Origin of the sequence: Puniceibacterium confluentis, from assembly GCF_007923445.1 — a bacterium.
GTDB classification, from domain to species: domain Bacteria; phylum Pseudomonadota; class Alphaproteobacteria; order Rhodobacterales; family Rhodobacteraceae; genus Puniceibacterium; species Puniceibacterium confluentis.
Map to the genome: position 1 here is coordinate 276,259 of NZ_VOJI01000004.1, position 10,467 is coordinate 286,725.

Below are 10,467 nucleotides of genomic sequence, written 5' to 3' on the forward strand. Positions count from 1 at the left end.
GGGTAGGGGGGCCATGCGGCAGCGCAGATGCGAACAGCTTGGCCGCGACACCGGCGCCGCGACGAAAGCCTGATCGCACGTTCTCAACGCCCGTCGACCGAGTGATGTGCGTTGTGCGGGGGGCAATGCCGGCGGTCCAGCCGACTGTCGGGGTCTGAAGCGACCGGATCCAGCGATGATGCGGACCCGCCCCGTGACGAGGCGGGTCCAGACACGTGTTCCAGCAGCCGCAAGTGGCCGCTGGATGCTTTTACAGCTTTTCGGTCAGTTCGGGCAGGGCGGTGAACAGGTCGGCGACCAGGCCGTAGTCGGCGACCTGGAAGATCGGCGCCTCTTCGTCCTTGTTGATCGCGACGATGACCTTGGAATCCTTCATCCCCGCGAGGTGCTGGATCGCGCCCGAGATGCCGATGGCGATGTAGAGATCCGGCGCCACCACCTTGCCGGTCTGGCCGACCTGCCAGTCGTTCGGGGCAAAGCCCGAATCGACCGCCGCGCGTGAGGCGCCGACAGCGGCGCCCAGCTTGTCGGCCAGCTTCTCGATCAGGGCAAAGTTCTCTTCCGAACCGACACCGCGGCCACCCGAGACGACGATCCCGGCCGAGGTCAGCTCGGGACGGTCCGAGGCCGCCACCTTGTCTTCGACCCATTCCGACAGCGCCGGGTTGTCGCCGGCCGCGATCTCTTCGATCGCCGCCGCGCCGCCGGTGCCCGCCACGTCGAAGGTCGAGGTGCGGATGGTCATCACCTTGACGGAATCCGAGGATTTCACCGTCTGGATCGCGTTGCCCGCGTAGATCGGACGTTCGAATGTGTCGGCATCGACGACGCCGGTCACATCGGTCAGCACCATCACGTCGAGCAGGGCGGCGACGCGCGGCAGGATGTTCTTGGCATCGGTGGTGGCAGGCGCGAGGATGTGGCCGTAGTCCCCGGCCAGCGACGCGATCAGCGCCGCCACGGGTTCCGCCAGCCGGTGGCCGTAAAGCGCATCCTCGGCGACCAGCACGCGTGTGACGCCGTCAATCGTCGCGGCCTCCCTGGCCGCGCCCGCGGCAGAGGCCCCGGCGCAGAGCACCGTCACCTCGCCAAGCGCCTTCGCGGCGGTGACGGTCTTCGCGGTGGCGTCCATCGCCAGCGCGCCATCGGTGATTTCGGCAATCAGAAGTACAGCCATCAGACAGCCCCCGCTTCCTTGAGTTTCGCAACAAGCTCGTCGACCGAGCCCACCTTGATGCCCGCCGCGCGTTCCGCCGGCTCGCCGGTCCTGACCACGGTCAGGCGCGGGGTGACATCGACGCCGTAATCGGCGGCGGTCTTTTCATCCAGCGGCTTCTTCTTGGCCTTCATGATGTTGGGCAGCGAGGCATAGCGCGGCTCGTTCAGGCGCAGGTCGGTGGAAATGATCGTCGGCATCTTGACCCTGAGGGTCTGCAGGCCGCCATCGACTTCGCGGGTGACCACCGCCGAATCGCCGTCGATCTCGATGTTGTTGGCATACATCGCCTGGGACCAGCCCAGCAGGGCCGACAACATCTGCCCGGTGGCGTTCATGTCGTTGTCGATCGCCTGCTTGCCGCAGAGCACGAGGCCCGGCGCCTCTTCCCTGACGATGGCGGCAAGGATCTTGGCCACGGCCAGCGGCTCGATGTCCTGGTGCACGTCATCGGCGGCAATCACCAGGATCGCCCGGTCGGCGCCCATGGCGAGCGCCGTGCGCAGGGTTTCCTGGGACTGTTTCACACCGATCGAAACCACGATGACCTCGTCGGCCTTGCCGGCCTCCTTCAGGCGGATCGCCTCTTCGACGGCAATCTCGTCGAACGGGTTCATCGACATCTTCACATTGGCCAGATCGACACCGCTGCCGTCCGCTTTCACACGAACCTTCACGTTGTAGTCAATCACGCGTTTGACAGGTACCAGAACCTTCATCTGCGCAGGTCTCCCTTCGATTTGGGCGCACCGGGGGGTGCGACAGGTGTGCCGCATCCCCGTTCCGGGGGACACGAGTGACAAGCATCTGTGGCGTGATACCGTCTGACGCCCGGTTGAAACAGGGCAAAATCGTCACGTTAGCGCCAACCTACGCCGCGTTTCCGTTCGGGATGCATTTTCCCGTTATTAATCTGCAATTCCTCGGCCAGTTCCACGCGGCCCTCAGTCGCAGATGCGGCGCAGATCCTGCCATTCCGAAGGCGAAAGCGCGGGATACGGCGCCCGTGCGGGCCGGGTCGCGGCACGCGCCGCGGCGATCCGGTCGCCCAGAGCCGGATGGCTCAGAAAATGGGCAATGAACTCCGGCGCCTCGGCGCCTTCGGCCTGAAACCGTTCGAACATTGTCGCCAGTGCCTCGGGGGGCAGACCGGCGCGGCGCAGCAGATCAAGGGCAAAGATGTCGGCACGGGCCTCGGCCTCCTGGCTGTATTGCGCCGCGATCAGGCGTTCGGTCAGGAACAGCACCACCGTCCCGCCTGCGAAATCGCCGAGCAGCAAGCCCAGCACACCGATGCTTCCGGCGGAGCGCAGGGCATGGCGGGTCGGGTCGCGGCTGACCACGTGGCCGATTTCGTGGGCAAGAACCGCGGCGACCTCGTCCGGGCCCTGTGCCGCTTCGATCAAGCCGCGAAAGAACACCACATGGCCGCCGGGCAGGGCAAAGGCGTTCAGCATCGGGTGATCCAGCACATAAACCGACAACGGCTGCGGAAGTTCGGCCGGATCGACCAGCCGGTCCCGCATCCCTGCCAGAGCCTGCAGGCCCGCTGCGCGATCACAGACCGGCACCGGATCAAGCCCGCTCTGATCCAGCGCGCTGCGGATCTGTCCAAGCGTCGCCTCGCCGAGGGCGTGCTCGCCTTCGGGTGGAATGTAGCGGGCCAGTTGGTCAGCCATGACCGGCACCAGACCAAAGATGATCAGCGCCACCGATGCGGCGGCAGCCAGCGCCCAGGCCAGCAACGGGCCGCGCCGGGTCAGCGGCGCACGGGCGCGCAGATGCGGCAGGCGGGGGGCCAGGTCACGGTCGTTCAGGATCAGGCGTTGCAGCGGATCGTTGCGCAGGCGCAGCACAAACAGGTCTTTCCCGGCCTGATCCGGCACCTCGCGGATCTGCGCCAGCGGCCAGCGAAGCGCGCCACTGGCCAGGTCGAGCACCAGCGCCCCCGCGGCTTCGTCCATATGGACCCGGATCGGTTCGGGAACCGGCCGGACACCGTCGAGATACAGCGCCTGGGCCTCGAACAGGGCGGGGGTTGCGCCGACGCGGATCACGGTGGGCGGATGGCTCATATCGAAGCCCCCACATCCAGCGCTTCGGCAAAGCCTTCGGCCTGGGGCACCTCGTCGCGGTCGCGCTGGCGAAGGTCTTCCAGATGCTGGGCCCCATGCACTGTCAGGCCGCGGGCATAATGGCGCATCACCGGAAGTGTGATGAAGGTGTGGGTCAGGGCCGACCAAAGCAGGAAAATGCAGAAATACAGCAGCATTGACGCCACCAGCACGATCCAGCCCGGCAACGCCGACAGCACTGCCATCTCTTCGCCCACACCCAGATCGTTCAGGGTGTCCGCCGATTGCAGCATCACGATCAGGAGGCCCAGCATCGCCGCAGGTCCGGCAATCGCCAGAAAGGCAAGGAAATACCCCAGCACGTGGATCATCAGTATCCGCAGCGGACTGGCCTCCAGGCTCAGGCTCACGCCGTTCAGGGTCTTGTTGGCCGTCAGGCAGCGCAGGGTCCAGACCCGGTAATGCACAACGCCGTACAGTCCGATCAGTGCCGCAAGAATGCCCAGACCGATTGAGACGGCTGCATGTCCCGCCATGCCTGTTGCCAGCGCCCCAAGGGCAGAGATCAGCGCCACGAACAACGGCTTTGCCGCCGGATAGAGCATCTGCCAGCGTCCGCCCTGCCGCATGGTCGCGGTGCCATACGAGGTTCTGTCCGTGCGGTATTTCTCAAGATAAAAGGTCATGCGCGGCCACAGCAGCCCGACGGTCAGGATCGTCAGCGCCCAGTGCCAGAGCGCCCGGCCCGCATAACCCCAGGCGCCGGGTTCCATCCCAAAGCGCAGACCGCGCCAGCGGGTGCGGGCCAGCACGTAGCGCCGCGCCCGGTAGCGGGCATAGAACCACAGTGGCACAACCCCCAGCAGGCTGAGCCCATAGGCGAAGCCGCTGCCGTGAAACAGCGCGAAGCTGGCGAACATCAGCACCAGATTCACGACGCCGATGTAAAACGCCAGGATCACCACTGCGATCAGGAACCCGAGCAGCTTTTCCACCGGGTCGCCGACATATTCGAGCGGCAGGCCGCCGGGGCGCACCGCCGACCAATACCAGCGCCGCAGCCGCGTCTTTTGCCAGAACCGGTAAAGCCCCAGAGTCAGGACCGTGAACAGGCCTGTCTTCAGCGCCAGCCAGAACACCGCGCCGCGCCGCCCGGCAAAGCCGGTGGCGAGCTCAGTTGAACTTGTTGTCGCGCGGGAATCCGCGTGGGGCCATGCGCCCGGAACTGGCGCGCTTTCCGATCCACTCGTCAAGGGCGGTTTCAAGCCGGGTTCGTCCGGCCGGATCGCGCCAGGAGAGGCCTTGCTCCAGGGTGAAGCTGGCAACATCCGACATTCCCCCGTCCTTGTATTTCTGCAGGCGCACACCTTTGCCGCGGCCCATTTCGGGCAGCTCGTCCAGCATGAATATCAGCACTTTGCGGTTCTCGCCGACCACGCAGATGGCATCGCCGTTGACAGGTTTGCACACGGCGGCACGGGCGGGCGCGCGCACATTCAGCACCTGTTTGCCCGACCGGGTCTGGGCGACCACCTCGGTTTCCGGCACGACAAAGCCGTCCCCCGCAGACGAGGCAACCAGAAGTTTGCGGGCCGGATCGTGAATGAAGATATCGACGATCTCGGCTTCGTTCGGCAGATCCACAATCAGACGCAGCGGTTCCCCCATTCCGCGTCCGCCGGGCAGGTTGGAGGCAGAAATCGTGTAGAACCGGCCGTTGCTGCCAAAGACCAGCAGCCGGTCGGTGGTTTCGGCATGGAACACAAAGCGCGGCGCGTCGCCGTCCTTGAATTTCAGCTCGCGGGTCAGGTCGATATGCCCGGTCATCGCCCGGATCCAGCCCATCTGCGAACAGACAACTGTGATCGGTTCCCGCTCGATCATCATCTCCAGCGGGACTTCGGGGGCGTCCGACGCTTCGGCAAAGGTGGTGCGGCGGGCACCGCCGGCGTAGTCCTTGCCAAAGGTTTTCTTGGCCTCGCGCAACTGCTCCGCGATCCGCGACCATTGCAGGTCACCCGATTCCAGCAGGTCCTCAAGCCCTGCGCGTTCCTCCATCAGGCGGTCGCGTTCGGCCACCAGTTCGATTTCTTCGAGACGGCGCAACGACCGCAGGCGCATGTTGAGGATCGCCTCGGCCTGCACCTCGGTCAGCCCCAGCGCGTCCTCACCCGCCACCAGGGCAGGGCCGACATAGTCCTTTTCGCTCATCGCGCGGGTGAACGTCCGGCCCCAGTCCTCGCGCATCAGCGCCGCCTTGGGCTCGTCGTCATAGCGGATGATGTCGATTACCCGGTCAAGGTTCAGGAAGGCGACGATCAGGCCTTCGAGCACCTCGAGCCGGTGGTCGATCTTTTCCATCCGGTGCTGGGAGCGGCGCACCAGAACCTCGCGACGGAAATCGAGGAAGGCGCGCAGCACCTCTTTCATCGAGCAGACCTTGGGGGTCACGCCGTCGATCAGCACGTTCATGTTCAGGCTGAAACGGGTTTCCAGGTCCGAGTTGCGGAACAGCATCCCCATCAGCACGTCGGGATCGACATTCTTGGACCGCGGTTCCAGCACCATGCGCACATCTTCGGTCGATTCGTCGCGGATGTCGGCGAGGATCGGCACCTTCTTGGTCTGGATCAGTTCGGCAAGCCGTTCGACCAGCTTGGATTTCTGCACCTGGTAGGGAATTTCGGTCACCACGATCTGCCAGGTGCCGCGTCCCAGGTCCTCGACCTCCCACCGGCAGCGCAGACGGAACGAGCCGCGTCCGGTGCGGTAGGCCTGCGCGATGCTGTCGCGCGGCTCGACCAGGATGCCGCCCGTGGGAAAGTCCGGGCCGGGTACATATTTCAGCAGCGTGTCGTCCTGGCAGTCCGGCACCTTGATCATGTGCAGGCAGGCATCGACAAGTTCGGTGATGTTGTGCGGCGGGATGTTTGTCGCCATGCCGACCGCGATCCCGCTGGAACCATTGGCCAGCAGATGCGGGAAGGTGGCGGGCATCACCACCGGTTCGGTCAGCGTACCGTCATAATTGTCGCGGAAGTCGACGGCGTTCTCGTTCAGACCGTCCAGCATCGCCTCGGCCACCACCGTGAGGCGCGCCTCGGTGTATCGGCTCGCGGCGGGATTGTCGCCGTCGATGTTGCCGAAATTGCCCTGGCCATCGACCAGCGGGTAGCGGACGTTGAAGTCCTGCGCCAGCCGCGCCATCGCATCATATATCGCCGAATCGCCGTGCGGATGGTAATTTCCCATCACGTCGCCGCTGATCTTTGCCGACTTTCTGAAGCCTCCGGTGGAACTAAGCCGAAGTTCGCGCATTGCATATAGGATACGCCGGTGCACAGGTTTCAGACCGTCACGGGCATCGGGAAGCGCGCGGTGCATGATCGTGGACAGCGCATACGTCAAATACCGTTCGCCGATCGCACGACGCAAAGGTTCGGACACGTCGCGGGAGTTCATATTGGGGTCATCAACGATCTCTGTCATAGATGATGTGATACCGTCAGAGGTCTTGCCCGTAAAGAAGTGCCGCAGCGTTTTTTGCCAAATCGTTTGGTCGATTTTGGCGGATGGACTATGGGTGCCGGCGACCGCAGGTCAGTTTCGCGGTCTGGTACCTGGTAATATGTTTTTAGGGAGGACGCCGGATGTCACGCTTTGTCATTCTGTCTTTTGCTTTCATGGGACTTGGGTTTTACGAGTTGAGCGGCGGTGCCGATTTCCAGCCCGGAAGCAACACGACGGCCAAGGCTCTCGGGATTTCCTCGGCAGAGGCAAGCGTTCCCGAGAAGGTGGCGCGGGCGGATACCTCAAGTGTACCGCTGACCGGCGTCGCGCGGGCCAGGTTTGGTGATGGCATTGCCAACACCAAACCCACCCCCGGGGTGATGCTGGCCACACTGGAGGTGCCGACAGTGGCTCGTCAGGCGGTTGAACCCGCCAGGGTACAGGCCGCGCCGGGGGCTGCCGAAGCGCAAGCCGAACCGGCCACCACGCCGCTGGCGGAAAAGATGCCAGACATTCGCAAGGTGGATGGCAGCCGGGTCAACGTGCGTTTCGGGCCGGGCACGAACTATTCGATCGTGACCAAGCTGGGACGCGGCGACGAAGTCGAAGTCCTGCAGAACAATGGCGAGGGCTGGTTGAAACTGCGCGTGGTCGAAAGCAACCGCATCGGCTGGATGGCTGACTTTCTGGTGACGGCGGCAGCGGAATAGACTGAACCCCACCGGGGGACACGGGGGCGGGCGCGTTTGCGTCGCGCCCCCGATGCTTTTGTCGGCGCGCCTTCGTATATCGTTCGAATGCGATGGTGGCAGAGCTTTGACAGCCTCTTGATCCCGGCTGACAAGGTTTCACACAGTCCCCTGCAGGCGTGGCGTTCCGGCAGAGTCACGCAAATCGTGTGCTCTCCTGCGCGGTTTCAGGTCGATCTGTTTGCATCCATGCCGCGCAGCCTGCATGACGCAGCAACGAAAATTGCGGGGCGTCATGCAGAAATCCATCCTGATCACCGGTTGCTCGTCGGGCATTGGCCTTGACGCGGCACGCACCCTGTCGCGGCGCGGATGGCGGGTGTTCGCCTCGGCCCGGACACCCGCTGCCTGTGCCCTGTTGCAGCAAGAGGGGCTGGTCGGGCTGCACCTTGATTACGAGGATCCGACGACATTTGCCCCGGCACTGGCCGCATTGCTCGCGCAGACCGGCGGCAGGCTGGACGCCGTGTTTCACAACGGCGCCTATGCGATCGCGGGCCCGCTGGAGGATATTTCCGGCGACGCCCTGCGCACCATCTTTCAGGCCAACCTGATCGGATGGCACGAGCTGAACCTGCTGGTGATCCCGGTGATGCGGGGACAGGGATACGGACGGATCGTGATGAATTCCTCGGTTCTGGGCCTGGTGGCGATGAAATGGCGCGGCGCCTACATTGCCACCAAGTTCGCGCTGGAGGGGCTGGCAGACGCGCTTCGGCTGGAAATGGCGGACACCGGCATCAGGATCGTCCTGATCGAACCGGGCCCGATCGAAACGGATTTCCGCAAGAACGCGATCCTGCAATTCGAAAAGTGGGTCGACTGGGAACACTCGGTCCGGGTCGACGAGTATCGCGCAACCCTGCTGGACCAGCTCTACAAGGGCAGTGCGAAGGGGCCGCAGTGGCCCGCCTCGGCGGTGACCGACAGGTTGATCCAGGCGCTGGAAAGCCCGCGCCCGAAAGTGCGGTATTTCGTGACCACACCCACGCACCTCATGGGGTTCCTGCGCCGGGTGCTGCCGGCCAGAGCGCTTGACTGGATACTGTCCCGGGGCTGAATAAGCCGTTCGCTTTTGCCGCGTCTGCCGCTACATGAGGCGCAAGAGGTATCAAGAGGGAGAGGCCGGATGCTGCACGATCCAGTTTTTATCGTTATGGCGCTTGCAATGATCGCGGTTGTCGCGATTCTGATGCTGGGCATCGGCGGCTTTGCCAAGGGTGGAGAGTTCAACCGCAAACACGCCAACCGTCTGATGCGCTACCGGATCGCGGCACAATTCGTGGCGGTGCTGCTGATCCTGCTGTTTGTCTGGCTGCGGAGCGGGAGCTGACATCATGGTTGTACTGAACAAGATCTACACCCGGACCGGCGATGCCGGTGAGACCGCACTGGGCAACGGTGCCCGTGTGGCCAAACATTCGATGCGGGTCACCGCCTACGGCACCACGGACGAACTGAACGCCATTGTCGGCATTGCCCGCCTGCACGCGCCGCGCGAGATGAGCGCGCAGCTTGCCCTCATTCAGAACGACCTGTTCGATCTGGGCGCCGATCTGTGCCGCCCGGAAATGGAGCGCGACAGCGAGGCCGGGTATCCGGTGCTGCGGGTGATTGACGCCCAGACCGACCGGCTGGAACGCGAGATCGACGCGATGAACGCCCGGCTCGAACCCCTGCGCAGCTTCATCCTTCCTGCCGGGACGGCGGCGTCGGCCTACCTTCATCAGTGTCGCACCGTGGCCCGCCGTGCGGAACGGCTGGTTGTCGAACTGTCCACTGTCGAATCGGTGAACCCGGTGGCGGTGCGGTATCTCAACCGGCTCAGCGACTGGTTCTTTGTCGCCGCGCGCATCGCCAACGACGATGGCCGCGCGGATGTGCTGTGGGTTCCGGGCGCCAACCGCTGAGGCCAACCGCTGAATATGCCGGAACCTCCCGCGGGATGGGCGCTGCCACAGCCATGCCGCACCGATTGCATGAACGGGCGCAAACCTTTATGCGGAACCGGTTGCCGAAAATGAGGTGTCCGATGTTCCGACTGCTGCTGTGTCTTGCGCTTGTCCTTGGTCTGACCGCCTGCGCCGATGGCGCGCGCCAGCTCAGGAAACCGGTGGAACCGCTGGGCGATTTCAAGCTGGGACATGCGATTGTCGTGGCGCCCAACATCGTCCAGGGCCCCGCGTCGCGGGATGCCACGGCAGACGACTGGATCGCCGGGGTCGACGCCGCACTGGAACAGCGGTTCCGCCGTTACGAGGGCGACAAGTTCTATCATCTCGGAGTCAGCGTCGAAGGGTTCGTGCTGGCGGTTCCCGGTGTGCCGCTGGTGTTCAACCCGAAGTCGGTGCTGATCGTCAAGGTCACGGTCTTTGACGACGCGGCGGGCGGCAAGATGCACGATGAACCGGAACAGATCACGGCGCTCGAGGCGGTGTCGGCGCAGACCATCGTCGGCTCCGGCGTCACCCAGACCAGGGACGAACAGCTCAAGCTGCTGTCGGACAACATCGCGTTGCAGATCGAAAAGTGGATGCGCCGGATGCAGCGCGAAAAGGGATGGTTCGGCGGCGTCGGCGCCGGGACGGCTGCGGTGCCGGTCGAGACTGCCCCGGCGGCAGTCCCGGACCGCGCCGGCACTGCGCAGACACCAAAGGTGGCGGACGCAAGAGTGCCGTTCTCGCCGGTGATCGAGGCGCAGCCCGCAGGGGGCTCCTGACGCCCGCCGACGAGGGGTAGGCCGCATCTCAAGCTTGATTTTTTCCGCCTGACGCCATATGTGCGCCGCGATGGAAATCGGGCAGCACCGGCCCCCCAACGCGCGAGGCATTTGCAACAAGATGGCAAAGGCAAAGTTTGAACGTAACAAGCCGCACTGCAACATCGGCACGATCGGTCACGTTGACCACGGCAAGAC

10 protein-coding genes and 1 pseudogene are annotated in these 10,467 nt (G+C 64.3%); 6 read left to right on the top strand and 5 right to left on the bottom strand.

Going from position 1 to position 10,467, the window contains the following annotated elements; all coding sequences use genetic code 11:
* Positions 1 to 250 precede the first annotated feature (250 nt).
* From FOY53_RS07120 to FOY53_RS07140, 5 genes are all read right to left on the bottom strand, one after another.
* A complete protein-coding gene (locus FOY53_RS07120; protein WP_146587153.1) occupies positions 251 to 1,177 on the bottom strand; it encodes an electron transfer flavoprotein subunit alpha/FixB family protein in 927 nt (308 codons plus the stop codon).
* On the bottom strand, positions 1,177 to 1,935 hold the full coding sequence (locus FOY53_RS07125; RefSeq protein WP_146587155.1) for an electron transfer flavoprotein subunit beta/FixA family protein: 759 nt from the start codon (positions 1,933 to 1,935) through the stop codon (positions 1,177 to 1,179). The genes FOY53_RS07120 and FOY53_RS07125 overlap by 1 nt, the downstream gene beginning before the upstream one ends.
* Before the next feature lie 225 nt (positions 1,936 to 2,160).
* Positions 2,161 to 3,291, bottom strand: coding sequence for a M48 family metallopeptidase (locus FOY53_RS07130; RefSeq protein ID WP_146587157.1), 1,131 nt, complete (start codon positions 3,289 to 3,291; stop codon positions 2,161 to 2,163).
* A complete protein-coding gene (locus tag FOY53_RS07135; protein WP_246107317.1) occupies positions 3,288 to 4,430 on the bottom strand; it encodes a DUF898 family protein in 1,143 nt (380 codons plus the stop codon). The genes FOY53_RS07130 and FOY53_RS07135 overlap by 4 nt, the downstream gene beginning before the upstream one ends.
* Before the next feature lie 34 nt (positions 4,431 to 4,464).
* Positions 4,465 to 6,780 carry a DNA topoisomerase IV subunit A gene (locus tag FOY53_RS07140; protein WP_146587161.1) on the bottom strand — a complete coding sequence of 772 codons (2,316 nt, stop codon included), beginning with the start codon at positions 6,778 to 6,780 and terminating at the stop codon, positions 4,465 to 4,467.
* Positions 6,781 to 6,941: 161 nt separating this feature from the next.
* Between FOY53_RS07140 and FOY53_RS07145 the strand changes: the two genes are divergently transcribed.
* The 6 genes and pseudogenes from FOY53_RS07145 to FOY53_RS24190 form a co-directional block, all read left to right on the top strand.
* Positions 6,942 to 7,511 carry an SH3 domain-containing protein gene (locus FOY53_RS07145; RefSeq protein WP_146587163.1) on the top strand — a complete coding sequence of 190 codons (570 nt, stop codon included), beginning with the start codon at positions 6,942 to 6,944 and terminating at the stop codon, positions 7,509 to 7,511.
* Positions 7,512 to 7,785: 274 nt separating this feature from the next.
* Positions 7,786 to 8,610, top strand: a complete 825-nt coding sequence (locus FOY53_RS07150) for an SDR family NAD(P)-dependent oxidoreductase (RefSeq protein ID WP_146587216.1) — start codon at positions 7,786 to 7,788, stop codon at positions 8,608 to 8,610.
* 69 nt (positions 8,611 to 8,679) lie between these two features.
* Positions 8,680 to 8,883, top strand: coding sequence for a twin transmembrane helix small protein (locus FOY53_RS07155; protein ID WP_146587165.1), 204 nt, complete (start codon positions 8,680 to 8,682; stop codon positions 8,881 to 8,883).
* 4 nt (positions 8,884 to 8,887) lie between these two features.
* Positions 8,888 to 9,460, top strand: a complete 573-nt coding sequence (locus FOY53_RS07160; protein WP_146587167.1) for a cob(I)yrinic acid a,c-diamide adenosyltransferase — start codon at positions 8,888 to 8,890, stop codon at positions 9,458 to 9,460.
* Between the two features lie 122 nt (positions 9,461 to 9,582).
* Positions 9,583 to 10,269, top strand: coding sequence for a hypothetical protein (locus FOY53_RS07165; protein WP_186766539.1), 687 nt, complete (start codon positions 9,583 to 9,585; stop codon positions 10,267 to 10,269).
* A gap of 121 nt (positions 10,270 to 10,390) precedes the next feature.
* A pseudogene (locus FOY53_RS24190) lies at positions 10,391 to 10,467 on the top strand (GTP-binding protein); the annotation flags it as partial.

Excerpts from the sequence above, each read along its gene's own strand:
- FOY53_RS07120 (WP_146587153.1), bottom strand. The coding sequence starts at position 1,177 with ATGGCTGTACTTCTGATTGCCGAAATCACCGATGGCGCGCTGGCGATG.
- FOY53_RS07125 (WP_146587155.1), bottom strand. The coding sequence starts at position 1,935 with ATGAAGGTTCTGGTACCTGTCAAACGCGTGATTGACTACAACGTGAAG.
- FOY53_RS07130 (WP_146587157.1), bottom strand. The coding sequence starts at position 3,291 with ATGAGCCATCCGCCCACCGTGATCCGCGTCGGCGCAACCCCCGCCCTG.
- FOY53_RS07140 (WP_146587161.1), bottom strand. The coding sequence starts at position 6,780 with ATGACAGAGATCGTTGATGACCCCAATATGAACTCCCGCGACGTGTCC.
- FOY53_RS07145 (WP_146587163.1), top strand. The coding sequence starts at position 6,942 with ATGTCACGCTTTGTCATTCTGTCTTTTGCTTTCATGGGACTTGGGTTT.
- FOY53_RS07150 (WP_146587216.1), top strand. The coding sequence starts at position 7,786 with ATGCAGAAATCCATCCTGATCACCGGTTGCTCGTCGGGCATTGGCCTT.
- FOY53_RS07155 (WP_146587165.1), top strand. The coding sequence starts at position 8,680 with ATGCTGCACGATCCAGTTTTTATCGTTATGGCGCTTGCAATGATCGCG.
- FOY53_RS07160 (WP_146587167.1), top strand. The coding sequence starts at position 8,888 with ATGGTTGTACTGAACAAGATCTACACCCGGACCGGCGATGCCGGTGAG.
- FOY53_RS07165 (WP_186766539.1), top strand. The coding sequence starts at position 9,583 with ATGTTCCGACTGCTGCTGTGTCTTGCGCTTGTCCTTGGTCTGACCGCC.